The following is a 26,723-nucleotide window of genomic DNA, read 5'->3' on the forward strand; positions in this document are numbered from 1 at the left end:
TTTCAGAACATCTTTCTGTAGACGACGAACCCGGACCTCTCGCCGACCTTGTCGTAGAGCTGCATCGCCGTGTGGTTCGTCTCATGCGTCAGCCAGTAGACGCGGTTCGCGCCCGCTTGGCCGGCGCGCTCATAGACGCCTTCGATCAGCGCCCGGCCGACGCCCTGGCCGCGCGCGGCCTGCGTGGCGAAGAGATCCTGCAAATAGCAGCTCGGCGCGATCGACGTCGTCGAGCGATGGTAGAGATAGTGGACGAGGCCGATCAGGTTGCCCTCGCGCTCGGCCACAAGCGCATGCATCGGCTCATAGGCGTCGAAGAAACGCGACCAGGTCATCTGCGTGATCTCGCCGGCAAGCGCCGTCGGGCCGGAGCGGCCGTAGAACGCGTTGTAGCCGTCCCACAGCGGCAGCCATTGCTCGTAATCCTGTCTTGTGACGGGTCGGACGGTGAGTTGACCGGACATCGCGAAACCTTTGTCGTTGGAAGTGGAACGGAGCAAACGGCGACCCACGCCCGACGGCAATGGGCCAGCCTGCCGCAAAGCTTTCCGCCTTGCCGGACGCGAGCCACCGCCTTGACGCTCGCCGGCTCGGCAACTAGGGAAGCGTCATCCTGCGCTTTCCGAGGCCGCCGTGACCATCGAGATCCCCGCCCACATGCATCCCAGCCGCTCCTTCCAGGGGCTGATCCTGACCTTGCACAATTACTGGGCGGACTATGGTTGCCTCATCCTGCAGCCCTACGACATGGAAGTCGGCGCCGGCACTTTCCATCCGGCTACCACTTTGCGCGCGCTGGGTCCGCTGCGCTGGAACGCCGCTTACGTCCAGCCCTCGCGCCGGCCGAAGGACGGCCGCTATGGCGAGAACCCCAACCGCCTGCAGCATTATTACCAGTACCAGGTGATCCTGAAGCCCAATCCGCCGAACCTGCAGGAGCTCTATCTCGGCTCACTCAAGGCGATCGGCGTCGATCCGCTGCTGCATGACATCCGCTTCGTCGAGGACGATTGGGAAAGCCCCACCCTTGGCGCCTGGGGCCTTGGCTGGGAGTGCTGGTGCGACGGCATGGAAGTCTCGCAGTTCACCTATTTCCAGCAGGTCTGCGGCATCGAATGCGCTCCGGTGGCGGGCGAGCTGACCTACGGGCTGGAGCGGCTCGCCATGTATGTGCAGGGCGTCGACAATGTCTACGACCTGAATTTCAACGGCCGCGAAGGCGCCGAGAAGGTCACCTATGGCGATGTCTTCCTGCAGGCCGAGCAGGAATATTCGCGCCACAATTTCGAATTCGCCAACACCGCGATGCTGCTGAGACATTTCGAGGACGCCGAAGCCGAGTGCAAGGCGCTGCTCGATGCCGGCACGCCCAAGCCGAGCGACAATCTTCCGATGCACCGCATGGTCTTTCCGGCCTACGACCAGTGCATCAAGGCAAGCCACGTCTTCAACCTGCTCGACGCGCGCGGCGTGATCTCGGTCACCGAGCGGCAAAGCTATATCCTGCGCGTGCGCAACCTGGCCAAGGCGTGCGGCGAGGCGTTCCTGAAGACCCGGGCTGGCGGGCTGGCGGCGGCTTAAGCCTATACGGCCTCTGCGGTGTCGGTCGCAGCGTTGACCGGCAACACGATCTGCGCCGCCACGCCATCGATCGTGCGTATGGCCTGTCTGACCCCTGGCATTGTGATCGCGCCATGCGCCTGCGCGGTGAAGCAGGCGCTGAGGGCCAGGATCTGCAGGATTCTCGATGCCTTTTCCATCGTCGTTCAGCCAATAGGTCGCTGCCTGAGCGTTTGTCGCTTCAGCGCAGCGTTCGGTTCATGGGAAGTTCTGCACCGAGGACGGGCGGCGCCGCGCCGTCCCGACAGCGGCTCGGAAAATTCCGCGAAAGCGATCAGAGAGGCGACCTGCTGCCGGGGTGGCTGGGGCCAGCCGAGTTGCTATGCGCCTCGGCTTGGAGTGGGAGGTAGCCGCGAAGCGGCGGGAGCCTCGATTTCGGCTGGATTGCGCCAGAAGCGGGTATCGGCCCGCGGGCAGGAATGGCCGACTTGTGCCGCCTTCTTTGGCCGAGTCCGGCTCGTCATCATGCCATCGCAAAAAACCCGGTGTCTGATCGGAAACGTGTTTTCCGTTGCCAACTCGTTTCCTTGCCGACCCGGCTGACATCCACAGTCATCAACCCGACCCGGACGACGCAATGCGCTCCAGCAGCACAATCGCCGCTGCCAGCGTTTCGCGGTCATCCTTGTCCAGAATGTCCTCGAGCTGGATAGCAATCCAACGCGTCCGCGCGGATCGCGATTGCCTCAGTTCAACCATGCCGTCCTCCGAAAGACGATACAGCCGCTCCCGCCCGTCCCTGGGGCTGGGTTCACCGGTAACAAGTCCCTCGACTTCCATGTCCGACAGAACCTTGCGCGCGCTCTGATGCGTGACAGCTCGCGCTTTCGCCACCATCGCCGCGCTGAGCGGGCCCTTGCGATCCAGGAGGCCCAGCGTCTCCGACCTGGCATCCGAAGGTGTTCCGGCGCATTCGCGCGTCCGCCTGACAAAAGAACCGATGGCCGCCCTCAGGCGCTCGGCAAGCTCGAAATTCGCGTTATTCGTCATGTCACCGGATTTCCTCTCCCTGTCTGATCTAGCCCCTCGCTGCAGCACGCGGCCGATGCAATACCCATCCGGCATATATAGAAAGTGATTGGAACTCGGCCCGGAGAAATATACAGTTTAGCTGTATTATTCTATGAGGTAAATCATGCCAAATCCTGATCCGAAAGAGATCGTCCGGCGCTTCAATGCAGAGGTGATCGAAGAGGGCAGCGCACAGAGCTTTGCCGATTTGATGGCCCCGGATTTCGTCAATCACGCGGCTCCGCCCGGGTTGCCCAATGGGCCGGAAAGCATGTGGAACACCTTCGAAAACATACTCCGACCGGCGATTTCGGAACTGCGCGTCAGGATCGAGGACCAAATCGCCGAGGGCGACATGGTGACGACGCGCAAGTCTGTCACCGGTATACTGACGGGACGATTGCTGGGGGCCGGTCCGACGAATGCGCCGATCGCCATCGACGTCATCGACATCGTGCGCGTTCGTGACGGCCGCTACGCCGAACATTGGGGCATGAACAATCTGGCCGCTGTCGTGGCCGCTATCCGGGGGAACAATGCATAGAGGTACCCCTCTAAGCTGCCAGATCGTCGAACGCACAAGCTCATCAAGGGGCAGATGATGGCCGAGACCATGGCAGCGCCTCGAGGGGGTTATTCTGTGCGGAACGGGCCTCCTGCTCCTCTGGCACGGCAATGGGTCGATGTCATGATGGGGAGCGCTGGTGGCTTTTTCGCCCCCGACCACGCCCACCTTGGCCGCATCGGAAAGCTGCGGTAGCGCCGATCGGCCGCTTGATACCGACCAGCGTGAGCGGATCAACGCGAAGCAATCGCGCATATCCGTGGCCTGCTTCTGGAACCACGAGAAAAACGAACTGGATTCCGTGCACGATCCGATTTATGCGGCGGTGAAGGAACGGAAATCACACCTGCATTGCGCGATGGTGCCGAAGGTAATGGCAGCTGAGAGGCCGCCACCCCGCCCCGGCGCTTCGCGCCAACCCTCCCCATCAAGGGGCGGGTGGGGAGCCCAACTATGCCCGACTTGCTTCTAGAACTCCGCTCGGAAGAGATTCCCGCCCGCATGCAGCGCAAGGCTGCCGGCGACCTCAGGAAGATGCTGACCGACGGTCTGGTCGAAGCGGGTCTGACCTATGAGGCGGCGCGCGAATATTGGACGCCGCGCCGGCTGGCGCTCGACATCCGCGGCCTGACCGCGCGCTCGAAGGACATTCGCGAGGAGATCAAGGGTCCCTCGACCACAGCGCCCGAGCAGGCCGTGCAGGGCTTCCTGCGCAAGGCCGGCCTATCATCGATCGCCGAGGCGCATGTCCATTCCGATCCGAAGAAGGGCGACTTCTACGTCGCCCACATCTCGAAGCCGGGCAGGGCGGCCCAAGAGATCATCGCCGAGCTGGTGCCGGGTATCATTAAAAGCTTCCCCTGGCCGAAATCGATGCGCTGGGGACCGGCCTCGGCGAAACCCGGTTCGCTGCGCTGGGTGCGGCCGCTGCAGTCGATCGTCTGCACCTTCGGCCCTGAAACCGAGGAGCCGGTCGTGGTTGATTTCGAGATCGACGGCATCCGCGCCCGCAACGTCACCTATGGCCATCGCTTCCATGCGCCGGGTCCGATCGCCGTGCGCCGCTTCGACGACTATGTGGCGAAGCTCGAAGCGGCCAAGGTCGTGCTCGATGCCGACCGCCGCAAGGAGATCATCCTCCACGACGCCCGCAATATCGCCTTCGCCAACGGACTCGATCTGGTCGAGGACGAGGGCCTGCTGGAGGAGGTCTCCGGGCTGGTCGAATGGCCGGTCGTGCTGATGGGCGAGTTCGAGCAGGATTTCCTCACCATCCCGGGCGAGGTGATCCGCCTCACCATCCGCGCCAACCAGAAATGCTTCGTCACCCGGCCGCAGGGCGCGGGCGAGGATCTCTCGAACCGCTTTATCCTGGTCGCCAACATCGAGGCGAGCGATGGCGGCATGGAAATCGCCTATGGCAACGGCAAGGTGGTGCGCGCGCGCCTGTCCGACGCGCTCTATTTCTGGAAGACCGACCAGGCCGACCTGCCGGACCTCGACCAGCTTGGGGGATCGGCGGCAAAGTTCGGCCTGGATATGAAGAAGCCGCTCGACCAGCGCATGGCACGGCTCGACCACCTCAACGTGACCTTCCATGCCAAGCTTGGCACGCAAGGGCAGCGCGTGGAGCGCATCAAGCGGCTGGCGCAAGAACTGGCCCCGATCGTCGGCGCGGATAGCGCTTTGGTCGCTCGCGCGGCCGTGCTCGCCAAGGCCGATCTGCAGACCGAGGTGGTCGGCGAGTTCCCCGAATTGCAGGGCGCCATGGGCCGCAAATACGCGCTGCTGCAGGGCGAGCATGCATCTGTGGCCGCGGCCGCCGAGGAGCACTACAAGCCGCAAGGCCCGTCCGACCGCGTGCCGACCGATCCGGTCTCGGTAGCGGTGGCGCTCGCCGACAAGCTTGATACGTTGACCGGCTTCTGGGCGATCGACGAAAAGCCTACGGGCAGCAAGGATCCGTTTGCTCTGCGCAGGGCGGCTCTTGGCGTGGTGAGGATCCTCATAGAGAATCGCATTCGTCTGGCGCTGACGTCTGTTCTTGCCAAGGTCTTTGCAAACTTCAAAGGCGGCGCGGATCAGTCGTTCGACCTCCTCGCCTTCTTCCACGATCGCCTGAAGGTCTATCTCCGCGACCAGGGTGCGCGGTACGATCTGATCGATGCCGTCATCACGCCGCAGTCGGACGATCTGCTCCAGATCGTGCGCCGCGTCGAGGCGCTGGGCTCCTTGCTCGACACCGAAGAGGGCAAGAATCTGCTCGCCGGCACCAAGCGCGCCGCCAACATCCTGGCCGCCGAGGAGAAGAAGAAAACGCTTATCGCCGAGACCGTTGAGCCGGCTCTGTTCCGCGAGGACGCGGAAAAGAAGCTCTATGCCGCGGTGAATCGGGCCGAGAAGGAAGCCGGCCAAGCAATTCAAAACGAAGATTTTTCCGGCGCCATGCTGGCGCTTAGCGTGTTGCGCGAACCGGTTGATTCATTCTTTGAGGGCGTTCTCGTGAATGATGAGGACCAGACCGTGCGCGCCAACCGTCTGGCGCTGCTTGCCCGCATCCGCGCCGCCACCGACCAGGTCGCGGATTTTTCAAAAATCGTCGGCTGATAGTGCAAAAATAGGGCGTTCCGACTTGCCCGCATTCGCTAGGATGCGCGCATACCTCGACATTTCGGCGCCCGAAATTTAATACGCCGGAGCCGGCTTACAGTCATATGACGATGACCTCCGCGTGGGAGAACCGATGCATGTCGCCCGGAAGTGTGCAGCGGTTCCGGGACAACGACATGCATCAGACAAAGACCTTCCCAAACCACGGAGGCATGCCATGAATTCCGTTGACGATATCGATCTGATTGAAGAAACCCCGGCCGCCGCCGAGGGCATCGAATCCGCGTCCGAAAACCTCCTTGACCACGCCGCCGCCGCGGCGGTCGAAGCCACCGACCCGTCCGAAGACGACGAGGAAGACGGCGAGGACGAAGACAGCGACGACGAAGAAGACGACGCTGATGAGGATGCCACTGCCTCGGCCGATGATGAATCGGAAGACGAGGATGACGACGAAGACGAAGACGGCGACGCCGCCGCCGAAGAAGCCAAGGCCTCTGGCGATGATGAGTCCGACGAGGATGAAGATGGCGACGAGGACGAAGACCGCGCCGACGAGTCGGACGATGACGACAAGGAGGAAGCGGCCTGAGCCGTCTCCGGTCGTGTGAAGAACGATGGGGCGGCGCGTCGCGCGCCGCCCCTTTTCGTCAGGCTCGTGAATCTTCCAGGAGATTGACCCGTCAATCAGGAAGATTGACGCCTTAATCTTCCACGATGCTGACCCGCACGCTGTCGGAATAGACATCGACCTCGATCAACGGTTCGCCGTCGACGATGGCGCGCCGGGTCGAGTTGCTCATGGCGCCGCCGCGCTCTATCATGCGATGCAGGTCGGCGCGCGAGCCGTCGCTGCGGAACCAGGGATCGCCCTGATCGTCGCTGTCGCGCCGATGGAACTTGTGCCAGTTGGCGCGGTCCGCACCATCTGCGCCGCGTTGCTCAACGGATAGCCGTCGCTGGCGCGATGGTCGCGATCCGAAATCCGTGCGACGTAGGAGCCGAGCATATCGTCGGCCCGCGCCGAACCCGCGCCCAGCACTGTTGCCGCCACCAGCCCGGCAACGGCCATTGCTTTCGAGACAGTCATGAAACCCCGCATTGAAACGCCAGCGCGATAGTGCCCGATTCGGACGACGGTAATCGGCCATGGCCAAGCGCCTAGCACATCGAAGCGGTATCGAGTGCGATCTACATCGCCTTGCCGACGCGCGGCAGCGGCTGGGCATTTTTCGGCTGCACCTGTGGCTGCGCGCTGCCCGACGCATTGGCTGTCGCGGTCGGCTGGCTGCCGGCCTTGCCGTTGGCCTTCGAAACGGAGGCCGTGCCGTTGGGCGGCGTTGCCGTCGAAGTGCCGTTTGCCGGTGTGGTGGCCGCGGTTGCTGGTGTTGCGGGTTTGGCCGGCGCGGTCGCCGCCGGCGTTGCAAAGGCGCCGCCCACAACGCCGCCGCGGATGATCATCGGCGCCGGCTGATGCCCGGACTTTTCGGGAATAGCCGCGACCTTTTCGTCGGTGACCGCGGGCACGGGGTCGCCAAGCGCGATCATTGATGGCGTGGAGACCGCCGATAGTCTGGCCGGATCGATCGCGTCCAGCCTGACCACCGAAGGCGTCGAGGTCGAGACGCCAAGCACGACGATCGACGAACCATGCGCGACGCCATTCATCGCCAAAAGGCTGAGACCGAACGCTCCAAGCAAACGCATTACAAAACTCCCCAGCCGGTAACCACCGGCCCCACCTTAAGGCCGGCAAATTGAAGCCGGCTTGCGCGGAAACTTAACATTTTAGGGATTGATAAATCGCCAATGCGCACCCTTGCCCGATGGAAGCCGCCGTACTACGGACGGCATGTTTGAGACTGGTGGCAAATTTGGCTGAGATATTGGCGGTTGGCGAGGCGCTTGAGCGGGCTTTGGCGTTGCTTCAAGCCGGCGACGTCGTCGCCATCCCGACCGAGACCGTTTACGGCCTGGCTGGCGATGCCACGAACGGCGTCGCCGTGGCGCGTATTTTCGAGGCCAAGGGCCGGCCGCGCTTCAACCCGCTGATCGCCCATGTCGCCGATCGCGCGATGGCGGACCGTATCGCCGGCTTCAACCCGCTGTCGGCCAAGCTTGCGGAAGCCTTCTGGCCTGGCCCGCTGACGCTGGTGCTGCCGCAGCGCGCGGACAACGGCATCCATCCGCTGGTCACCGCGGGGCTGGACACGATCGCTTTGCGCATGCCGCGGGGATTTGGCGGCGAGCTGATCGCGCGGCTCGGCCGGCCGCTCGCCGCCCCCAGCGCGAACTCCTCAGGCAGGATCTCCGGCACGACGGCGCAAGCGGTCGCCGCCGATCTCGGCGACAGGATCAAGCTGGTCGTCGATGGCGGCGCGACGCCGGTCGGCCTCGAATCGACTATTCTCAAGGTCGAAAATGGCAAACTGCGGCTGCTGCGGCCCGGCGGCATCGGCGCCGAGGAGATCGAGGCGGTGGCCGGCGCGAAACTGCTGCGTGGCGCCGGCGGCATCGAAGCGCCAGGCATGCTCGCCTCGCATTACGCGCCGGGCGCCGCGATGCGGCTCAATATTCAACGGATCGGGAGCGGCGAGGCGCTGCTAGCCTTTGGCCCCAAGCGAGCTGAAGGCTGGCAGGACGCGGTGGCGATGCGCAATCTTTCCGAAGCGGGTGATCTGCGCGAGGCCGCCGCCAACCTCTTCGCCTATATGCAGGCGCTCGACCGCGTCGGTGCCGCGACCATCGCCGTCGAGCCGATCCCTTTCGAGGGGCTGGGCGAGGCGATCAACGACCGGCTCGCGCGCGCCGCCGCGCCACGCGACAACACCGCTTGAGCCTGTCTCTTTGTCTTGGGCAATTCCGGGCGGAAACCGCTTCGCACTTTTCCTCGAATTGCTCTAGGTTCTGACGCATGAACGATCAGCCCCTCGACCTCGACCCCGCCGTCATAGACCGCTTCGCGGCGATCGTCGGCGATAAATATGCCTTGCGCGACCAGGCCGACATCGCGCCTTTCATCACCGAGCGGCGCGGTCTTTGGCACGGCCGCACATCCCTGGTTCTGAGGCCGGGCAGCGTCGAGGAAGTGAGCCGCATCATGCGGCTTGCGACCGAGACCGGCACGCCGATCGTGCCCCAGAGCGGCAATACCGGATTGGTCGGGGCGCAGGTGCCGGACAAATCCGGCCACGACATCGTGCTGTCCCTGTCGCGGCTGAACCGCATCCGCGAGATCGATGTCCTGTCGAATACGGTGACGGCCGAAGCGGGCGTCATCCTGCAAACGCTGCAGGAGGCGGCCGACGCCGCCGACCGGCTGTTTCCGCTGTCGCTCGCCGCGCAAGGCTCCTGCCAGATCGGCGGCAATCTCTCCTCCAATGCCGGTGGCACGGGCGTGCTTGCCTATGGCAATGCGCGCGAGCTCTGCCTCGGCGTGGAGGTGGTGCTGCCGACCGGCGAGATCTTCGACGACCTGCGCAAATTGAAGAAGGACAACACCGGCTACGATCTGAAGAACCTGTTCGTCGGCGCCGAGGGCACGCTCGGCGTCATCACCGCCGCGGTGCTGAAACTGTTCCCGAAGCCGAAGGGCAGGGAGGTCGCCTTTGCCGGCCTGCCATCGTCCCCGAAAGACGCGCTCTCGCTGTTCACTTTGGCGATGGACAGGGCCGGGGCCTCGCTCACCGCTTTCGAGCTGATCGCCAGAAGGCCATACGATTTCACGCTGAAACACGGGCAAGGCATCACGCGGCCGCTGGCCGACGACTGGCCATGGTATGTGCTGATGCAGGTTTCGTCCGGCCGTTCCGAAGAGGACGGCAAGGCGCTGATCGAGGAGATCCTATCGGCCGGCCTCGAGCAAGGCATCGTCGGCGACGCGGTGGTGTCGGCAAGCCTGGCCCAGGGCGACGCTTTCTGGAATTTCCGCGAGACGCTCCCCGACTGCCAGAAGCCGGAGGGAGCCTCGATCAAGCACGACATCTCCGTGCCGATCGCCTCGATCCCCGACTTCATCGAAAAGGCGGCCGGCGTGGTGGAAGGCGTCTGCCCCGGCGCGCGCGTGGTCTGCTTCGGCCATATGGGCGACGGCAACCTGCATTACAACATCTCGCGCCCGGTGGATTTGCAGGACGAGCCGTTTCTTGAGCTCTACCACCCGATGAACAAGGCCGTGCATGATGTCGTGCGCTCCTTTCACGGCTCGATCTCGGCCGAGCACGGCATCGGCCAGTTGAAGCGCGACGAGCTCATCGCCACGGCGCCGCCCATGGCCATCGACCTGATGCGCCGCGTGAAGGCCGCCTTCGATCCGGCCGGCATCATGAATCCCGGTAAGGTTATCTGATCCTTCCCATGTCCGGTGGCCGGTCGCATTCCGATAACCATCGGCTCCGATCAGCAAAATTTAACCGACTTTCTTAAGCGCGCCGGTAAGAAGCCAGCGCTAATGTTTCTTCCCATAACGAGGCCGGGAAAACCGGCCCTGAGAGAACCGGAAAACGGCCCTCAGGAGTAACAGGGAAGACATCGATGAACACTGGACTGAAGCCAGTCTGGGCCGGGCGCAACATGCGCCTCGACCCGTTTCGCCTGCCGCAGATGGTGAGCTACGCCACCCGCGACGACTATGGCGATGTGACCTTCACCATCGACCAGCGTGGCGCCGTCATTCGCCGCATGCTGGAGATGAGCGGTTTGCCGGCGATCATCGCGCTGCCCGCCAAGGCGTTCCGTGGCGTTGCCGCGCGCGCCATGGAGGATCCGGACGGCAATGTCACCGTGACGCTCGAGCTCCTGCACAATGATCCGATGCTGTCGGTGCCGCTGCTGGTCGCCGACGATCTCGAGGACGTCGCCGCCGACTGGCGCGCCTGGGCCGACGCCTATCGCCTGCCTATGCTGCTGATCGAGGCCGACGGCGTCGCCCGCACGCTGGAAGAATCGCTCGGCGCCGCCATCAAGGCGCTGCCGCCGCAGGAGCGCCGCAAGGGCCGCGTCTCCACCACGCGCCGCCCGCGCTTCCTCGCCCGCCGCAAGGCCGGCAATCTGGGCTTGAGGCTCGTCATCGACGGCCAGGAGATCATTGCACGGGAGTAGTGCGGCGCCCTCTCCTTCTCCCACAAGGGGAGAGGGAAAAGTGCGCTACACCATCGGCTTAAGCCATATCCACACTGACCCGCCGATCAAGCCGAGGAAGATCAGCCAGCCGACCTGGTTGTTCGACTTGAACAGTTTCAGGCACTGGTCCGGATTGTTGATGTCGAGCCGGATGATCTGGCGCGCCATATGCGCGCCGGCGGCGATCAGCCCGGCCAGCGATACCACCGGCACCTGCGCCGAAGCGAACGCGATGGCGAAGCAGATCAGCGCGCCGCCATAGAGCCCGGTGAGCCACATCTTGGTGTTGTCGCCGAACAGGCGCGCCGTCGAGCGCACGCCGACGATGGCGTCGTCTTCCTTGTCCTGATGGGCGTAGATCGTGTCGTAGCCGATCACCCACAGGATCGAGCCGATATAGAGCATGATCGCCGGGTCATCGACGTCTCCGAACTCGACCGCCCAGCCCATCAGTGCGCCCCAGGAGAAGGCTAAGCCCAGCACGAATTGCGGCCAGTTGGTGATGCGCTTCATGAACGGATAGACCGCGACGATCGCCAGCGACGCAATGCCGAGCGGAATGGCGAAGCTGTTGAACTGCAGCAGCACGGCCAGGCCCACCAGGGCCTGGATGATGACGAATGCCCAGGCCTGGCGGCGCGTCACCTTGCCTGCCGGTAGTGGCCGCGAGCGGGTGCGCTCGACCTGGTTGTCGATGTCTTCGTCGGCGAGATCGTTATAGGTGCAGCCGGCCCCGCGCATGGCGACTGCGCCGATGAAGAACAAAAGCAGATACCAGGGCGCCGGAAGCAGCGTCAGCAGCGGGTCGGTCGGGCGCGGATAGGCGCCCGCGGCAAGTGCTGCCGACCACCAGCAGGGCCACAACAGCAACTGCCAGCCGATCGGCCGGTCCCACCGCGCAAGCTGCGCATAGGGCCAGAGCCAGCGCGGCAGCACACGGTACACCCAGTGGCCGCTCGGCGCGTCGGCGACGCGGCCCTGGATCGCTTTCGACTGGACAGTTTCCATCACGCTGGAGTGGCAGCAGCAAGCGGCGCCGTCAAGCGGCAGCAGTGTCGCTCAACCGGTGAAAACATCGTGACTGGCGAACCATTCCTTGGCGACGTCGATGAACGCTAAGGCTGCCTTCGACAGGCGCTGGCGCGTGTCGTGGGTCAGGATGATGCGCTGCATCGGCAGCGCGTCGGAGAGCGGTTTACAGACCAGCGGCAGGCCATCATAGCTGCGGTCGCCATAAGGCCTCGTATAGCTTACCGCGACGCCGAAGCCGTTGGCCACCATGGAGCGCTGCAATTCGAACGAGCTCGTTGTCGCCCTGGCGATCGGCGATAGGCCGCGGCTCAGGAAGAGGTCCAGCATATGCTGCCAGCTATGCGGCTGGTCGGTGGTGATCAGCGGATGCTGGGCCAGTTCCGCCAGGCTGACGGCATGCTTATCCGCCAGCACATGGCCGGCGGGCAGGAGCGCGTGCGGCCGCAATTCGTACAGCAGGATGCGCTTGAAATGCCCAGGAAGGCCGAGATCGTAGGTGAGGCCGAGATCGACGGCGCTGTCGGCCAGGCGCCGTCCCAGCGTGTCGAAGGTCTCGTCGCCAATGACAACCGTGACGGCCGGGCAGCGCTCGGCGAAGGCGCGCATCAGCGCCGGCGCGAAATAGGGCGCCAGGTCCTCGAAGCAGCCGAGCACCAGTTCGCCGCCGACATCGGTGTCGCGCGATCCGAGCGCCGCCAGCTCGTCCGCCTCGCCCAGCACCTGCCTTGCCTTGGCAACGGCCCTCCGGCCAAAGGATGTCAGCGCGACTCCGCTGCCGCGCTGGCGCACGAACAATTTCTGGCCAAGCGCGTCCTCGACATGGTCGATCGCCACCGAGATCGACGGCTGCGACACGTTGAGCGCCTGGGCCGCTGCGGTCACGCTGCCGTAGCGGGCGACGGCAACGACATAGCGCAACTGCGTGAGAGTGATTCTCATAGGAAAAAACTATAAGTTAGATGGGAAGTTATTATTTTACGCGATGTGATGCTCTTGCGATAGTCGGTCATCGACCAGCAGGAGAGCACGATGGCCAGCGTGAAAATCGACGCCGCGACGATTGCCGACTATCAGCGAGACGGCGCCGTCTGCATCCGCGGCGCCTTCAAGGACTGGGTCGACGTTATCGCGGCCGGCATAGAGCGCAACATCGAGAACCGCAGCGCCACGGCGTCCGACATCGCTGGCGGCAGGGGCAGCTTCTTCGACGACTACTGCAACTGGGAGCGCATCCCCGAATTCATCAAGGTCGTCCGGGAATCGCCTGCGGCAGAACTCGCGGCCGCGGTCATGCAGTCGCGAAGCGCCCAGTTCTTCCATGACCACGTCCTGGTCAAGGAGCCTGGCACCCAGAAGCCCACGCCCTGGCACCAGGATATTCCCTATTATTTCGTCGACGGCAGGCAGACGGTGAGCTTCTGGATCCCGATCGATCCCGTGAAGGAGGCGACGCTGAGGCTCATCGCCGGCTCGCACAAATGGGAAAAGATGGTGCTGCCGGTGCGCTGGCTGAACGACGCCAATTTCTATCCCGGCGAGGGCGATTATCTGCCGGTGCCCGATCCCGACAACGACCCGTCGATGAAGGTGCTCGAATGGGAGATGGAGCCGGGCGACGCCATCCTGTTCGATTTCCGCACGGCGCACGGCGCGCGCGGCAATTTGACCTCGGCGCGGCGCCGGGCGCTGTCGCTGCGCTGGGTCGGCGACGACGCGCATTATGTCGAGCGCCCCGGCCGCACCTCTCCGCCCTATCCCGGCCATGACATGACGCCCGGCCAGAAACTTCGCGAGGACTGGTTCCCCGTCATCTACCGGAGCTGAGTCGCCTTCCGGAACTTGTGTCGTTTTTTCCGACCTGCCGAGGACGCGGAACTTGCCTCATCACATCTTGATGAGGCCCATGTTCCCGTGCGCAATTGCCGCCAAAATGCCAAGATACCTTGACCCGCCGCCCGCGGACCAATAGCGGGTTCGGGGAGACGATCAGCAAGAGGTGGCCATGAACGTTCTTCTTCTCGGCTCGGGTGGCCGCGAACATGCGCTGGCCTGGAAGCTGTCCGCCTCGCCGCTGCTGACGAAGCTTTATGCCTCGCCCGGTAATCCGGGTATCGGCCGCGTCGCCGACCTGGCCAAGCTGGACATCGCCGACCATTCCACCGTCGCCGCCTTCTGCCAGGAAAAGAAGATCGACCTCGTCGTGGTCGGCCCGGAAGGCCCGCTGGTCGCCGGCATCGCCGATGATCTGCGCGCCTGGGGCATCCGCGTCTTTGGCCCCTCCAAGGCGGCGGCAAGACTGGAGGGCTCGAAGGGCTTCACCAAGGACCTTTGCGCCAAGTTCAACATTCCGACCGCCGCCTATGGTCGTTTCGGCGACCTCGCCTCGGCGAAAGCCTATGTCGAGAAGACCGGCACGCCGATCGTCATCAAGGCTGACGGGCTCGCCGCCGGCAAGGGTGTCACCATCGCCATGACGCTGGAGGAGGCGAACGCCGCGCTGGAGGCCTGTTTCGACGGCGCTTTCGGCGCGGCCGGCGCCGAGGTCGTGGTCGAGGAATATCTGACGGGCGAGGAAGCGAGCTTCTTTTGCCTATGCGACGGCGCCACCGCGCTGCCCTTTGGCACCGCGCAGGACCACAAGCGCGTCGGCGACGGCGACACCGGGCCGAACACCGGCGGCATGGGCGCCTATTCGCCGGCGCCGGTGATGACGCCCGAGATGACCGAGCGCACCATGCGCGAAATCGTCGAGCCGACCATGCGCGGCATGGCCAATCTCGGCGCGCCTTTCGCCGGCATCCTGTTCGCCGGCCTGATGATCACCGAGAGCGGGCCGAAGCTGATCGAATACAACACCCGCTTCGGCGATCCAGAATGCCAGGTGCTGATGATGCGGCTGAAGGACGACCTGCTCGTCCTGCTCAACGCCGCCGTCGATGGCCAGCTCGCGCATATGTCTATCCGCTGGAGCGACGAGACGGCGTTGACCGTGGTGATGGCGGCAAGAGGCTATCCGGGCACGCCGGAAAAGGGCTCGGTCATCCGCGGCCTCGATGAGGCGGAAGGGGAGGGCGTCCAGGTCTTCCACGCCGGCACCGCCATCAATGGCGGCGCGCTGGTCGCCAATGGCGGCCGCGTGCTCAATGTCACCGCGCTCGGCAAGACCGTCGGCGAGGCGCAGGCCAAGGCCTATGCCGCGATCGATCATATCGACTGGCCGCAGGGCTTTTACCGCCACGACATCGGCTGGCGCGCCGTCGAGCGCGAGAAGACCGGAAGCTGATCAGGCAGCCTTGCTTCTGCCTGCCCGCGCCCAGGCCGGCAGCCAGTCGCCATGCGCGGCAAGCAGGTCGTCGACCAGCGACCAGATCTGGTCGAGGTCGAGTTCGGCCGCTGTATGCGGGTCCAACATCGCCGCGTGGTAGATGTGCTCGCGGTTCTCGGTCATCAGCGCCCGCACCGTAAGTTCCTGCACATTAATGTTGGTGCGGATCAGCGCAGTCAGCTGCGGCGGCAGGTCGCCGATATAGGTTGGCTGGATACCGGAAGCGTCGACCAGGCAGGGTACTTCCGCCGCGCAGTTGAAAGGCAGCGAGGTGATGCAGCCATTGTTGCGGACATTGCCGTAGATCACCGATGGCTCTCCGGTCCACACCGAGTTCATGATCTCGGAGGCATATTCCCTCGACTGCGCCACCTCGATGCGGTCGGCCGAACGATAGGCCTCGGCCTGTTTCTTCCAGCCCTCGATCTGCTCGATGCAGCGCTTTGGATATTCGTCCAGTGGAATGCCATATTTTTCGATCAGGTCGCCGCGCCCGTCCTTGATGAAATAGGGCGTATATTCGGCGAAATGCTCCGAGCTTTCGGTGACGAAATAGCCGAGCCGGGTGAGCATCTCGTAACGCACCTTGTTCGGGCAGCGCGGGTTCCAGCCGGGCTTCGGCGCGCGGCCCTCACGATAGGCGCGCACGAGATCGGGATAGAGGTCGCGATAGGAGCCGTCCGGCTGGCGATGCTCGAACTTGAGATAAAAGGCCATGTGGTTGATGCCGGCCGAGCGATAGCGGATCTCGTCATAGGGAAGGTCGAGGTCGTGCGCCAGCTCCATCGCCGTGCCCTGCACCGAATGGCAGAGCCCGACCTGCTTGATCGTGGGGTATTTCTCGGCGATCGCCCAGGTGTTGATCGCCATCGGGTTCACATATTGCAGCATGATCGCCTCGGGGCAGACGACGAGCATGTCCTCGCAGATATTCCACAGATGCGGCACGGTCCTGAGGCCCCGCATGATGCCGCCCACGCCGAGCGTGTCTGCGATCGTCTGGCGCAGGCCGTATTTCTTCGGCACCGCGAAATCGGTGACCGTGCAGGGCTCGTACCCGCCAATCTGGAAGGCGACGACGACGAAGTCGGCGCCTTTCAGCGCCTTGCGCTGGTCCGAATAGGTCTCGGCCTTCGCCTTGACGCCGAGCGTCGCGATCAGCTTGTTGACGACGATGGCGCTTTCTTCCAGCCGCTGCGGATTGATGTCCATCAGCGCGATTGTCGCGCCCGACAGCGCTGGCCGCTGCAGCACGTCGCCGACGATGTTTTTCATGAACACCGTCGAGCCGGCGCCGATGAACGCGATCCTGGGATTTCTGGTCACTGTAAGCCTCCGGCACTTGTCTACGCCACCTCGAAAGCGGCCCGGACGAGCCGTTCGGTGTAGGCGGTCTTGGGATTGGAAAGGACCTCGTCGACGGGTCCCTGTTCGACGATCCTGCCGTGCTGCATGACGATGACGCGGTGGCACAGCGCCCGCACCACCTTGAGGTCGTGCGAGATGAAGAGATAGCTTAAGCCCCGCTCGTCCTGCAGCTTGCGCAGCAGGTCGATGATCTGCGCCTGGACGGAAAGATCGAGCGCCGATGTCGGCTCGTCGAGCAGGATGAACTCCGGCTCCAGCGCGATGGCACGTGCGATCGCGATGCGCTGCCGCTGGCCGCCGGAGAATTCATGCGGGAAGCGAGACAGGATATTGCCCGGCATGCCGGCGCTGACCAACGCCTCGCGCACCCGCCCGACCCGCTCGCGCCGCGTCGCGCCCAGCCTGTTGACGACCAGCCCTTCCTCAATGATCTGGCCGATCGTCATGCGCGGGTTGAGCGAGGAGAACGGGTCCTGGAAAACGATCTGCATGCGCGAGCGCAGCGGCCGCATCTCGGCGCGCGACAAGCCTTGGATCGGCTGGCCGTCGAAGCGGATTTCGCCGCGCTTGGCGTCCTGCAATCTGAGCAGCGCCTGGCCGAAGGTGGTCTTGCCGGAGCCGGATTCGCCGACCAGCCCCAGCGTCTCGTGCCGGCAGAGCTTCAGGTCGAGATCGTCGACCGCGACCAGCTCGCGCCAGTCCGGTTTGAGGAACGAGCCGTGGCGCAGCATGAAGCAGACGCGTACGCCGTTCGCCTCGAGGATGGTGCCGCTGCCTTCGGGCAGCGGCTGCGGCCGGCCGTGCGGTTCGGAAGCGAGCAGCCGCTGGGTATAGGGATGTTGCGGATTGGCGAACAGCCGTTCGGTGACGTTATGCTCGTGCATCTCGCCATGCTGCATGACATAGACATAGTCGGAGAACTTACGCACCACGGTGAGGTCGTGGGTGATCAGGATCACCGCCATCTTCAGCTCTTTCTGAAGATTGCGGATCAGGTTGAGGATCTGCGCCTGCACCGTCACGTCGAGCGCGGTGGTCGGCTCGTCGGCGATCAGCACGTCGGGGTCGTTGGCCAAAGCCATGGCGATCATGACGCGCTGCCGCTGCCCGCCGGAGAGCTGATGCGGGTATTGCTTGAGCCTTGCCTCCGGCTCGGGGATCTGGACATGCTTGAGGAGCTCCAGCGCCCGCGCCCAGGCCTCCCTGCGGCTCACCTTCCGGTGCACCCGGATCGCCTCGACGATCTGGCTGCCGACCGTGTAGATCGGGTTGAGTGAGCTCATCGGTTCCTGGAAGATCATCGAGATGCGGTTGCCGCGCAGCTTGCGCCGGGCGGCCTCGGGGAATTTCAGGATATTCTGGCCGAGATAGTCGACGCTCGAGCGTGGCGACACGGTCGCCCGCCGCGACAACAGCCCCATCACGGTGCGCGCCGTCACCGACTTGCCGGAACCGGACTCGCCGACGATGGCGATGGTCTCGCCGCGATAGAGCTGGAACGAGACGTCCTTCACCGCCTCGACGGTGCCGTGCTCCACCTTGAAGGCGACCTCGATGTTGCGGGCGTCGATGATGGGCTGTTCATGGCGCGCGGCGTGGTCGAGCCGGACGGCGGGTGCGAAATTGTCTGCGAGCGCGATCGTCGTCATCCAGGCCACCTCAATAAGGATCGACGGCATCGCGCAGGCCGTCGCCCAGCGCGTTGAAGGCAAACACGGTGACCAGCACGAACCCGACCGGCGACAGGATCCACGGGTAGGTGCCGATGACCGAATAGGTCGCCGTGTCCTGCAGCATCAACCCCCAGGAGATCAGCGGCGGCTTCACCGCGAAGCCGAGGAAGCCGAGAAAGGCTTCGAGCAGCACGACCGTCGGGATCGCGATCGTCACCGCGACGATCACGTGGCTCATCACATTGGGAAAGATGTGCTGCATGATGATGCGCCGGTCGGTGGCGCCGACCGCCATGGCGGCGCGCACATAGTCGATTCGCGCCAGCGCCAGCGTCTTGCCGCGCACCTCGCGCGACATCTGCGCCCAGCCCAGCGCCGACATGACGATGATGACGAAGGCGAGGAACACATTGGTGGGCGCGGTGACCGGGATCAGCGTGGTCAGCGCCAGATAAAGCGGCAGCTGCGGGAAGGCCAGCACCAGCTCGACGAAGCGCTGCATCCAGATGTCGAACTTCCCGCCGAAATAGCCGGAGACCATGCCGACGGTGGTGCCGACAATGGTGATGATGAAGACCACCGTCAGCGCGATCATCAGCGAGACGCGCGAGCCATGGATGGCGCGCGACAGCACGTCGCGGCCGAACTTGTCGGTGCCGAGGAAATGCACCGGCTGGCCGTCCATCGAGGAGAAGAAATGCCGGTCCGCCGGGATCAACCCGAACAGCCTGTAGGGTGCGCCCTCGACGAAGAAGCCGAGCAGGCGCGGATGGTCATAGTCGGGACCGACGATCGGCTGGAAGGTGACGGGATCGAGATCGGCCGAGTCGGCCAGCGCATAGATCCTCGGCCGGAAGGTGAAATTGCCGTCCTTGTCATGAAAGCTCGGCACCTGCGGTGGCGCGAAGGCGACATCGGTCGCCTTCGGATCCGAGGGTGCGATGAAATCCGCGAACACCGCCATGACGAGCAGAAGCACGACCAGGAAGAGCCCGGCCATGCCGGTCCAGGAACGCTTCAGCCGGCGCCAGACCAGTGCGATATAGCTCTCATTGCCATGCGCCGGCTCGGTTATTGCTACGCCTTCGGCTGGCGGCGGGGGGGAGGGATCGCGCGCCAGCATCTAGCGCTCCCCGAACTGGCGGATGCGGGGATCGAGCAGCACGAGCAGCATGTCGGCGATGATGTTGCCGACGATCAGCGTCGCCGACAGCACCATCATGAAGGTGGCTGTCACATAGACGTCTCCCACCGCCATCGAACCGACGATAGCCGGTCCGACGGTGGGCAGCGCGAAGATGATCGCGGTCTCGATCTCGCCGGTGAGCATATAGGGCAGCACCACGCCCTGATACATGACCAGCGGATGCAGCGCGTTGGGCACGGCATGGCGCATGACGACGGCGCCGCCTGTCAGCCCCTTGGCCTTGGCCGTCTCGACATATTGGGCGTTGAGCGTGTCGAGCAGATTGCCGCGCATGACGCGCATGTTGTAGGCGAGGCCGCCGAAGGTCGCGATCGCCACCACCGGCCAGACATGCTTGACCAGGTCGGCGAACTTTGCCCACGACCATGGCGCGCCGCCATATTGCGGCGAGAAGAACGAGCCGATCTCCGACACGTTGAACTGGAAGACCAGCAGATAGACGATGATCAGCGCCATCAGGAAGCGCGGCACCGTCATGCCCAGGAACGAGATCGCCGAAAGCGTCGAGTCAATCCAGCTATACTGCCTTGTCGCCGCCCATATGCCGAAGGTGATGCCGAGCACCGAGGCGAGCAGGTGACAGACCAGCGCAAGCAGCAACGTGCGCGGCAGGCGTTCGCCCACCACATCGGCCACCGGCTTGTTGTAATAGAGGCTATAGCCGAAATCGCCGCGGGTGATGATGCCGCCGACCCAGTTGAGATACTGGACGGGCAGCGGCTTATCGAGGCCATGTTCGACGCGATAAGCCTGTGCCTGCGCCTCTGCCTGCGCATAGGAGGCCCCGCCCTGGTTGATCAACTGCGATTTGATGTAGTCGGCATAGTCGCCCGGCGGCGCCTGGATGATGGCGAAGGTGACGAGGCTTAAGATTGCGAAAACCGGAATCGCTGAAGCGATGCGCATAAGCAGGAATCGCAGCATCGGATCGTCCGCCTTCTTGTCTGCCCCGCCGCCACCTCGGGTGCGTTCGGAGATTTCGCCTGTCCGGCCGCGCCGCAGCGCGGCCGGACGTCTCTCGGTCAGGGGAGGTGAGCTTAATCCATCGGTCCCTTATCGCCAGGCTTGCCGGGCAGTTCCTTGGGGAACAACTCATATTTTGCCTGCTTGTCCGCCTTGACGAACACGCGCTCGCGGATGATCGAATCCTCGGCCCAGTTGAACATGTAGATGGGCGTGCCTTGCGGGATGTTGGAGAAGCGCTTGTTGATGATGAGCGCGCCCGGATATTCCGTCAGGCCGACATTGTAGACGTGCTCGGTAGAGATCTTCTGGAACTTTCTCATCAGCTCGGCACGCTGGTCGTTGTCCTGCGTCGAGACGAACTTGTTGACTATGTCGACGAGGTCCTTCTCGAATGGCATCAGGTCAACCTGGCCGCTTTCCGGTGCGCGATGGTTCCAGCTGGTCTTCGGACCGACCGGCGCGAGCTGCTCGGTATTTTGAACGACGGATGTGAGCTCGGTTTCGTTTCGCCGGATCAGCCAGTCGAAGCGGCCGGAATATTGTGTGGCATCGCGCTGCGTGCCGTTGAGCCCGTTGAGTACGACCCGAAGGCCCAGCTTCTCCATCTGCGCGACCACGCCTTCGGCAAGGCTCTTGTCGGTCGTGTAGTCGTTGTTGACCAGCATGACGATCTCGACATCCTTGCCGCCGGCAGTGCCTGCCGGGAAATTCACGATGCCGTCGCCATCCGTGTCCTTGAGGCCGGCCTTGGCGAGCAATGCTTTTGCGCCTTCGAGGTCGAACGGATAATAGACCGTCGACTTGCGGTCATAGAAGCTGGTGCCGGATGAGAAGCCGCCCGGATAAATGGCGGTGAACGGGCCCTTCACCAGCGAGTCGCCCAGCGCCTTGCGGTCGAGCGCCATGGTGACGGCCTTGCGGAAGTCCTCGTTGCGGTTCAGCTCGCGGATCGCCTGGCCGCGTTCGTCCGGGTTGCCCCAACCGTTGGCGGAAAAATTCATACGCAGATTGTAGCCGATGAGCCGCGGGCCGAAGGCAAGGCGTGCAGGTGCATTCTTGTCAGCCGCGCGCTTCAGCGAGGCGACGAAGTTCTCCGGCTGCTCAAGGTTGGAGAAGTCGCCGGAGCCGGCAACTGCCTGGACGTCACGATCGGCCCAGGTCGATAGCTTGTAGTGCAGCTCGTTGAGATAAGGCAGCTGGTTGCCCTTCTCGTCGACCTTCCAATAATACGGGTTGCGGCGCATGACGATGATGTCGTCCGGCCTGTATTCGACGGGCACCCAGGCGCCCATCACCGGCATGTTCATATATTCCGGCGGGAAGGCGTTCTTGAACTGGTCGTAGGTGTTCTTGGAATATTTCGGATGCTGCGGCTTCAGGATGTGCGAGGGGCCGGGGCAGAATGTGCCATAGGCCATCGCGTAGAGATACTGCCGCGGGAACGCCTCCTTGAACGTCCACTCGACGGTGTAGTCATCGATCTTCTTCAGAGTCGTGCCGACACCGAAAGTTTCCGGCGTGGCGCCGTTGAGCGGCGAGACGTTCGGATCGACGACCTCGTCGTCCCAGTAGAACATCACGTCGTCAGCATTGAACGGCGCGCCGTCGGACCATTTGGCGCCTTCGATCAGATGCATGGTCAGCTTGTGGCCGTCGCTCGACCAGTCCCAGCTCTTGGCGAGGTTGGGCAGAGGCTCGGTGTCCTTGGCCTCGACCTGGAACAGCGGCGCCGTGCGCGTGAGGCATTCGGACAGGCCGATGTCGATGCCGCCCCAGCCTTGCGTCTGGCCGGCGCCGTAATTCCAGCCTTCCGGCCTGCCGCCGATGACATGGCGCATCGTGTCGCCATAGACGCCGATGCCGTCCGGCATGTTGCCGGTCTTGAAGACCAGCGGTTCCTTCGGCAGCCGGTCCTTGACCGGCGGCAGCTTGCCGGTCTTGACGTATTTCTCGGTCACCCAGTCCGGCTCGTGATATTCCGGCAGCGCCTTGAACTCCAGGATGGAGTCGCGCGGCACATAGTGGATCTTGCCCTCGGCTGGGAATGTCGCGGGCTCGGGCGGGATCGTCGGCTCGGAAGCGAAGGCGTTGAGCGCATGGACTGAAACGCCGAGCATCAGCCCAGCGGCAATGCCAGTTCTACGAAAAATCCTCATAGTTTCCTCCCAGATATTTTTGGACGTCTGCTGCTGCCCGCCTCTTGTGAATTTCTTGCGGACCTTCCTCCTGCGTGCCCGCCTGCTTGCCGGCGATATCAGCCGGCCTGTTTGAGCGCCGCCTTTTCGGCGCGCAATTCCTCGATCGAACGCACGCTGCGGCGCGCGGCGCCCACCCATTCGCGGGTCTTGACGTGTGCTTTCGAAAGCCGCTCCTTCGCCGCCGGAACGGCGTGCGCATATTGCGGCAGCCATGCGGCTTCAGCGACCACCATCTCGTCCACCATCTGCCAGACCTCCTCCGGCGTCGACACGGCGCCGACCAGCGGGTCGTGCAGCACGGCGAGCTTCAACAGGTCGATGTCGCCGGCGATCGCCGCATGCACCGACATGCGCTGCACGTTGATCGACGCCATGCAGGTGGCCGCACAGGCCTCCGGCAGCGTGATGCCGGCCGCCATGTTGATGCCGAAACGGTCGACGAAGCCAGGCGATTCGATGATGGCGTCCTGCGGCAGGTTGGTGATCACGCCGTTGTTCTTGACGTTGAAATGGCCGCGATAGACGCGGTTGGTTTCCAGCGCCTCGAGGATGTGGCTGGCATGCTCGTTGGAGCGTTTTGCCGGATCGATCGGCTTCGACGCCGCTTCGAGGAATTGCGGATATTCCGTCTCGAACCAGTTGCGGGTTTCGGTCGAGTAGCGGAGATACCCCCCCGTCTCGCCATGGATCCAGTCCGACATGTCGATCCAGCGCGTGATCTCGTCGGGCCGCTTGCGGTACCAGGGCAAATATTCGGAGAGATGCCCGTTGCTTTCGGTCGAATAGACTCCGAAGCGCTTCAGCACGTCGATCCTGAGCTTCTCCTGCTTCGAATAGACCGGGTGCGCCTCGAAGGCGGCGACGAGCTCGTCCTTGCCGATTGGCCGGCCGTTCAGCTTGAGCTCGATGAACCAGGTCTGGTGGTTGATGCCGGAGCAGACATAGTCGAGCTCTCTGGATGACTTCGCGCCGAGCACTTCGGCGATCTGCGCGGCGCCGTGCTGCACGCCATGACAGAGGCCGACCGTGTCCACCTTGCCATATTCGATCGCCGCCCAGGTGTTCATGGCCATCGGATTGGCGTAGTTGAGGAACTTGGCGTTGGTGTCGGCGACCTCGCGGATATCCCGGCAGAAGTCGAGGATCACTGGAATGTTGCGCTGGCCGTAGAGGATGCCGCCGGCGCAGATCGTGTCGCCGACGCACTGGTCGATGCCATATTTCAGCGGGATGCGAATGTCGTCGGCATAGGCCTCCAGCCCGCCGACGCGCACGCAGCTGATGATGTAGCGCGCGCCCTCCAGCGCCTCGCGGCGATTGGTCGTCGCCGTCACTTTGGTCGGCAGGCTGTTCGCCTCGACGATCCGGTCGAGGATCGCCTTGATCATCCCGAGATTGTGCTCGCTGATGTCGGTCAGCGCGAATTCGATGTCCTGGAATTCAGGCACGCATAAAATGTCGGTGAACAGCTTCTTGGTGAAGCCGACGCTGCCGGCGCCGATAATAGCGATTTTGAAGCTCATCACCTTCACCTCGATCCGTTCGAATGCTAGGCAAGGAGCAAGGGAGAAGGATATGGCCGCACGCAACAGCGCGCATGCCACTCAACGCCGGAAATCCGGCTCTTTCTCCTCCCGCCCGCTCCTCGACCGCGGGTCTTTCGCGTTCTGAGAAGCCGGATTATGCGCTTATTCGCCGGCTCGACCAGAGAAGGATTATGCTTTCGAGGGTAATTTTGTGCTGCGTGACTTGATCGCCAACGGGGAACTGATGCGGACGATTTCGCTGCCGCGCGGGCGCCAGCGGCTGCATGCCATGCCGACAAGCACCGGCTATGAGGTGCGCGAGGACGAAATCTATGACTGGGACGGCAGGAAGCGTGGCCAGACTCCGTTCACGGTGCTCCAGCATACGATCAGCGGCACCGGGCAGTTGCGCTACGAGAACCGCAACTACCGTCTGCAGGCCAACGACACGCTGCTGGTTCTGGTGCCGCACAACCACCGCTACTGGTTGGCCAAGGGCGACCGCTGGGAATATTTCTGGATCTCGATGAACGGCGAGGAGGCGCTGCGCATCCACAAGTCGATTCTCAGCGTCTCCGGCCCGGTGTTCCGGCTGCAGCCGGCGACCATCGATCACCTTGCGGATTGCAGCCTGCGCCTCATCAAGGGAGCGGGTTCACCTGGTGCAGCCTCCGCGATCGCCTATGAGGCGGCGATGGCGCTCTACGACGATGTCTTCGGCTCGCATGCCTTCGCCGAGAAGCAGAGCGCCATGCAGCCGGTCATCGACCACATCAATGCCAATCTCGACAAGCCGCTGCCGGTGGCGGAGCTGGTCGGGATCAGCGGCCTCAGCCGTGCCCATTTCTCGCGCTGCTTTGCCGAAAGCGAAGGACTGCCGCCGGCCGAATTCGTACTGCAGCAGCGCCTGCAGCGCGCGGCCAAGCTGCTCACCAAGGCGGATTTCCTGCCGGTCAAGGAGGTCGCGGTGCTATGCGGGTTCGAGGACGCGAACTACTTCTCCAAGGTCTTTCGGCGTTACTACGGCATCAACCCGACGCAGTTCCGCACCACCGGCATGTATGCCAGCCTGGGCAATCACCGCTGATCCTGGGCTTCAATGCCGCCTGTGGTCGAGAGCGGTCGAAGCAGTCTTCACCGGATCGGCGGCGGCGAAGGCCGCGTCGATCTGCTCGGGCGTGCGCTGCTCGGTCCGCTTCCAGGCGACATATTGCACGATGCCGAAGCCCGGCCGCTGCGGCACCGTCTTCACCACCGGCATGCGGAACCCGTCGCGGAATTTCTCCCAGCGCGCGCCGAGCACCGCGACCATTTCCTCGATGGTCGGCGGCGTCGCCACATCGGCGTAGGTGATGGTCACTTTGCCGGCGAGGGCTTTTTCCCGCGAGAGCGGCACCGGGATTGAGGCAAGGTAGTCGGCCGGCACGTCGAGCAGGCCGCCAAATGCCCATTGCCGACGCAATTCATCAGTGCTCATCGGCGCGACGCTGACGTCGATGTCGTTGGGTGTGCCCGGCACCCGGTAGGGGCAGTGGAAACGCCCGCAATTGGCCTGCGCCGAGAATTGCCACAGCGCATAGCCCTGCCAGTTGCCCATCGGGAAATGCACGTCGATTGCGGGCTTGTAGCGCGCATACCAAAGCGGCAGCCGTGACAGGAGCCGGTACTGGTAGCGGTTGTCAGCTATATACTGGGCCGTCTTGCCGTTGACATAGAGCACCGGGAAACGGCCGAGACGGCGGTGCACCTGACGCACGAATTCCTCGGCGTCCTCCAGCGACATCCATTGCGTCGGATCGATGCCTTCGATGTCGAGGGCCATCAGCTCGTCCGGCGCAGGCTCGGCGAAATCGATGAAATTGTTGGCCTGCTCAACCGGGTTGCCGGGACGAGCCAGGTGATAGGCGCCCCATTTCAGACCGAGCGCCTTGGCCACCACCTTGCGAGTCTGGAACAGCTCGCGCGTCACCGCATAGCGCTTCCAATGCGCCTTGCAGAGTTTGACGTCCGCCTCGGCGCCGAAGCAGAAATAAGGCGGCGGCAGCCCGTCGGAGGCCTTGTTGATAAAGCCGGCGACGCGCTTGTCGGTGACGAGTTGCTGCCAGTCGATCGAATTGTATTCATAGGCGTCGATCACCAGCGGGCGGTCGCCATTCTTCCACGGCTCGGAGAAATCCGAGGCCTTTGCCGCCGTACCCAACACCATCGCCGCAGCGATCAGCGCCAGGCGGCGAAGAGGGCGCGCCGGCTTTTTCAATCAGGGTGTCCCCACTGACCAGGGGACGATCCTGAACCGCTATGGTTAAGGAATTGCTTCAAAACATCGGCTTGCTTCGGTCCGCTCCAAAACGTCAAAAAAGTATCGGTCGGGTGGACAAGCCGTGGTGGCAGGGGCTTCAATTGCCGCCTAAGCTTTCAATCACGGCGACCAGTGGGAAGACACGGGGCCGCCCGACGAAGCGCAGCAACCGGTCACAAGACCGGACCCGCGCGGGGAGGAA

The 26,723-nt window shown here is 63.7% G+C and carries 24 protein-coding genes; 10 read left to right on the forward strand and 14 right to left on the reverse strand.

The features are described from left to right. Positions 1-2: 2 nt before the first annotated feature. Positions 3-464, reverse strand: coding sequence for a GNAT family N-acetyltransferase (locus P9272_RS09150; RefSeq protein WP_278160272.1), 462 nt, complete (start codon positions 462-464; stop codon positions 3-5). Between the two features lie 193 nt (positions 465-657). Between P9272_RS09150 and P9272_RS09155 the strand changes: the two genes are divergently transcribed. Further along, entirely contained in the window at positions 658-1,581 is a 924-nt protein-coding gene (locus P9272_RS09155; protein WP_278160438.1) for a glycine--tRNA ligase subunit alpha, read from the forward strand. A 2-nt stretch (positions 1,582-1,583) separates the two neighbouring features. Here the strand turns inward: P9272_RS09155 and P9272_RS09160 are convergent, their stop codons facing one another. Both P9272_RS09160 and P9272_RS09165 read right to left on the reverse strand, forming a co-directional pair. Further along, positions 1,584-1,760, reverse strand: coding sequence for a hypothetical protein (locus P9272_RS09160; RefSeq protein ID WP_278160273.1), 177 nt, complete (start codon positions 1,758-1,760; stop codon positions 1,584-1,586). 415 nt (positions 1,761-2,175) lie between these two features. Then, positions 2,176-2,610, reverse strand: coding sequence for a MarR family winged helix-turn-helix transcriptional regulator (locus P9272_RS09165; RefSeq protein ID WP_278160274.1), 435 nt, complete (start codon positions 2,608-2,610; stop codon positions 2,176-2,178). Between the two features lie 145 nt (positions 2,611-2,755). Between P9272_RS09165 and P9272_RS09170 the strand changes: the two genes are divergently transcribed. The 3 genes from P9272_RS09170 (at position 2,756) to P9272_RS09180 (ending at position 6,398) form a co-directional block, all read left to right on the forward strand. Then, on the forward strand, positions 2,756-3,175 hold the full coding sequence (locus P9272_RS09170; RefSeq protein ID WP_278160275.1) for an ester cyclase: 420 nt from the start codon (positions 2,756-2,758) through the stop codon (positions 3,173-3,175). A gap of 474 nt (positions 3,176-3,649) precedes the next feature. Further along, the gene (gene glyS, locus P9272_RS09175) at positions 3,650-5,803 is read left to right on the forward strand and encodes a glycine--tRNA ligase subunit beta (RefSeq protein WP_278160276.1); all 2,154 of its coding nucleotides are present in this window, start codon (positions 3,650-3,652) and stop codon (positions 5,801-5,803) included. Positions 5,804-6,023: 220 nt separating this feature from the next. Beyond that, the gene (locus P9272_RS09180) at positions 6,024-6,398 is read left to right on the forward strand and encodes an ATPase (RefSeq protein ID WP_278160277.1); all 375 of its coding nucleotides are present in this window, start codon (positions 6,024-6,026) and stop codon (positions 6,396-6,398) included. 228 nt (positions 6,399-6,626) lie between these two features. Here the strand turns inward: P9272_RS09180 and P9272_RS09185 are convergent, their stop codons facing one another. Continuing rightward, positions 6,627-6,896: a hypothetical protein gene (locus P9272_RS09185; protein ID WP_278160278.1), complete on the reverse strand. Its 270-nt coding sequence runs from the start codon at positions 6,894-6,896 to the stop codon at positions 6,627-6,629. A 101-nt stretch (positions 6,897-6,997) separates the two neighbouring features. Beyond that, a complete protein-coding gene (locus P9272_RS09190; RefSeq protein WP_278160279.1) occupies positions 6,998-7,513 on the reverse strand; it encodes a hypothetical protein in 516 nt (171 codons plus the stop codon). Positions 7,514-7,680: 167 nt separating this feature from the next. On the opposite strand from P9272_RS09190, the gene P9272_RS09195 reads away from it, so the two are divergent. The 3 genes from P9272_RS09195 (at position 7,681) to P9272_RS09205 (ending at position 10,906) form a co-directional block, all read left to right on the forward strand. Next, positions 7,681-8,643 carry an L-threonylcarbamoyladenylate synthase gene (locus tag P9272_RS09195; RefSeq protein ID WP_278160280.1) on the forward strand — a complete coding sequence of 321 codons (963 nt, stop codon included), beginning with the start codon at positions 7,681-7,683 and terminating at the stop codon, positions 8,641-8,643. A 77-nt stretch (positions 8,644-8,720) separates the two neighbouring features. Continuing rightward, positions 8,721-10,154 carry an FAD-binding oxidoreductase gene (locus P9272_RS09200; protein ID WP_278160281.1) on the forward strand — a complete coding sequence of 478 codons (1,434 nt, stop codon included), beginning with the start codon at positions 8,721-8,723 and terminating at the stop codon, positions 10,152-10,154. A 185-nt stretch (positions 10,155-10,339) separates the two neighbouring features. Next, complete coding sequence (locus P9272_RS09205) at positions 10,340-10,906, forward strand: DUF6101 family protein (RefSeq protein WP_278160282.1); 567 nt, start codon at positions 10,340-10,342, stop codon at positions 10,904-10,906. A 45-nt stretch (positions 10,907-10,951) separates the two neighbouring features. Here the strand turns inward: P9272_RS09205 and ubiA are convergent, their stop codons facing one another. Next, positions 10,952-11,935, reverse strand: a complete 984-nt coding sequence (gene ubiA / locus P9272_RS09210) for a 4-hydroxybenzoate octaprenyltransferase (protein ID WP_128261019.1) — start codon at positions 11,933-11,935, stop codon at positions 10,952-10,954. 51 nt (positions 11,936-11,986) lie between these two features. Continuing rightward, positions 11,987-12,898: a LysR family transcriptional regulator gene (locus P9272_RS09215; RefSeq protein WP_278160283.1), complete on the reverse strand. Its 912-nt coding sequence runs from the start codon at positions 12,896-12,898 to the stop codon at positions 11,987-11,989. Between the two features lie 90 nt (positions 12,899-12,988). Between P9272_RS09215 and P9272_RS09220 the strand changes: the two genes are divergently transcribed. Next, a complete protein-coding gene (locus tag P9272_RS09220) occupies positions 12,989-13,783 on the forward strand; it encodes a phytanoyl-CoA dioxygenase family protein (protein WP_278160284.1) in 795 nt (264 codons plus the stop codon). A gap of 178 nt (positions 13,784-13,961) precedes the next feature. Continuing rightward, positions 13,962-15,242, forward strand: a complete 1,281-nt coding sequence (purD, locus tag P9272_RS09225; protein WP_278160285.1) for a phosphoribosylamine--glycine ligase — start codon at positions 13,962-13,964, stop codon at positions 15,240-15,242. Here purD and P9272_RS09230 read toward each other — a convergent pair whose 3' ends face one another. From P9272_RS09230 to P9272_RS09255, 6 genes are all read right to left on the reverse strand, one after another. After that, positions 15,243-16,610 (reverse strand): alpha-glucosidase/alpha-galactosidase, encoded by a 1,368-nt coding sequence (locus P9272_RS09230; protein WP_278160286.1) that lies wholly within the window; start codon positions 16,608-16,610, stop codon positions 15,243-15,245. It abuts the gene before it with no gap. Between the two features lie 20 nt (positions 16,611-16,630). After that, a complete protein-coding gene (locus P9272_RS09235; RefSeq protein WP_278160287.1) occupies positions 16,631-18,301 on the reverse strand; it encodes an ABC transporter ATP-binding protein in 1,671 nt (556 codons plus the stop codon). Positions 18,302-18,311: 10 nt separating this feature from the next. Continuing rightward, positions 18,312-19,448, reverse strand: coding sequence for an ABC transporter permease (locus P9272_RS09240; protein WP_278160288.1), 1,137 nt, complete (start codon positions 19,446-19,448; stop codon positions 18,312-18,314). Continuing rightward, a complete protein-coding gene (locus tag P9272_RS09245) occupies positions 19,449-20,456 on the reverse strand; it encodes an ABC transporter permease (RefSeq protein ID WP_128261009.1) in 1,008 nt (335 codons plus the stop codon). A 113-nt stretch (positions 20,457-20,569) separates the two neighbouring features. Then, entirely contained in the window at positions 20,570-22,654 is a 2,085-nt protein-coding gene (locus P9272_RS09250; protein WP_278160289.1) for an ABC transporter substrate-binding protein, read from the reverse strand. 98 nt (positions 22,655-22,752) lie between these two features. Then, entirely contained in the window at positions 22,753-24,219 is a 1,467-nt protein-coding gene (locus P9272_RS09255) for an alpha-glucosidase/alpha-galactosidase (RefSeq protein WP_278160290.1), read from the reverse strand. A 247-nt stretch (positions 24,220-24,466) separates the two neighbouring features. Between P9272_RS09255 and P9272_RS09260 the strand changes: the two genes are divergently transcribed. Then, positions 24,467-25,309, forward strand: a complete 843-nt coding sequence (locus tag P9272_RS09260) for an AraC family transcriptional regulator (protein ID WP_278160291.1) — start codon at positions 24,467-24,469, stop codon at positions 25,307-25,309. A 9-nt stretch (positions 25,310-25,318) separates the two neighbouring features. Here the strand turns inward: P9272_RS09260 and P9272_RS09265 are convergent, their stop codons facing one another. After that, positions 25,319-26,428 (reverse strand): glycoside hydrolase family 25 protein, encoded by a 1,110-nt coding sequence (locus P9272_RS09265; protein ID WP_278160439.1) that lies wholly within the window; start codon positions 26,426-26,428, stop codon positions 25,319-25,321. Between the last annotated feature and the right edge of the window lie 295 nt (positions 26,429-26,723).

Source organism: Mesorhizobium sp. WSM4976, assembly GCF_029625685.1.
Lineage (GTDB): Bacteria > Pseudomonadota > Alphaproteobacteria > Rhizobiales > Rhizobiaceae > Mesorhizobium.

Coding starts and splice junctions, on each gene's coding strand:
- P9272_RS09155 (WP_278160438.1), top strand. CDS start 658: ATGCATCCCAGCCGCTCCTTCCAGGGGCTGATCCTGACCTTGCACAAT.
- P9272_RS09200 (WP_278160281.1), top strand. CDS start 8,721: ATGAACGATCAGCCCCTCGACCTCGACCCCGCCGTCATAGACCGCTTC.
- P9272_RS09245 (WP_128261009.1), bottom strand. CDS start 20,456: ATGCTGCGATTCCTGCTTATGCGCATCGCTTCAGCGATTCCGGTTTTC.
- P9272_RS09205 (WP_278160282.1), top strand. CDS start 10,340: ATGAACACTGGACTGAAGCCAGTCTGGGCCGGGCGCAACATGCGCCTC.
- P9272_RS09240 (WP_278160288.1), bottom strand. CDS start 19,448: ATGCTGGCGCGCGATCCCTCCCCCCCGCCGCCAGCCGAAGGCGTAGCA.
- P9272_RS09190 (WP_278160279.1), bottom strand. CDS start 7,513: ATGCGTTTGCTTGGAGCGTTCGGTCTCAGCCTTTTGGCGATGAATGGC.
- ubiA (WP_128261019.1), bottom strand. CDS start 11,935: ATGGAAACTGTCCAGTCGAAAGCGATCCAGGGCCGCGTCGCCGACGCG.
- P9272_RS09185 (WP_278160278.1), bottom strand. CDS start 6,896: ATGACTGTCTCGAAAGCAATGGCCGTTGCCGGGCTGGTGGCGGCAACA.
- P9272_RS09170 (WP_278160275.1), top strand. CDS start 2,756: ATGCCAAATCCTGATCCGAAAGAGATCGTCCGGCGCTTCAATGCAGAG.
- P9272_RS09255 (WP_278160290.1), bottom strand. CDS start 24,219: ATGAGCTTCAAAATCGCTATTATCGGCGCCGGCAGCGTCGGCTTCACC.
- P9272_RS09250 (WP_278160289.1), bottom strand. CDS start 22,654: ATGAGGATTTTTCGTAGAACTGGCATTGCCGCTGGGCTGATGCTCGGC.
- P9272_RS09215 (WP_278160283.1), bottom strand. CDS start 12,898: ATGAGAATCACTCTCACGCAGTTGCGCTATGTCGTTGCCGTCGCCCGC.
- purD (WP_278160285.1), top strand. CDS start 13,962: ATGAACGTTCTTCTTCTCGGCTCGGGTGGCCGCGAACATGCGCTGGCC.
- P9272_RS09260 (WP_278160291.1), top strand. CDS start 24,467: ATGCGGACGATTTCGCTGCCGCGCGGGCGCCAGCGGCTGCATGCCATG.
- P9272_RS09265 (WP_278160439.1), bottom strand. CDS start 26,428: ATGGTGTTGGGTACGGCGGCAAAGGCCTCGGATTTCTCCGAGCCGTGG.
- P9272_RS09165 (WP_278160274.1), bottom strand. CDS start 2,610: ATGACGAATAACGCGAATTTCGAGCTTGCCGAGCGCCTGAGGGCGGCC.
- P9272_RS09235 (WP_278160287.1), bottom strand. CDS start 18,301: ATGACGACGATCGCGCTCGCAGACAATTTCGCACCCGCCGTCCGGCTC.
- P9272_RS09160 (WP_278160273.1), bottom strand. CDS start 1,760: ATGGAAAAGGCATCGAGAATCCTGCAGATCCTGGCCCTCAGCGCCTGC.
- P9272_RS09150 (WP_278160272.1), bottom strand. CDS start 464: ATGTCCGGTCAACTCACCGTCCGACCCGTCACAAGACAGGATTACGAG.
- P9272_RS09180 (WP_278160277.1), top strand. CDS start 6,024: ATGAATTCCGTTGACGATATCGATCTGATTGAAGAAACCCCGGCCGCC.
- P9272_RS09220 (WP_278160284.1), top strand. CDS start 12,989: ATGGCCAGCGTGAAAATCGACGCCGCGACGATTGCCGACTATCAGCGA.
- glyS (WP_278160276.1), top strand. CDS start 3,650: ATGCCCGACTTGCTTCTAGAACTCCGCTCGGAAGAGATTCCCGCCCGC.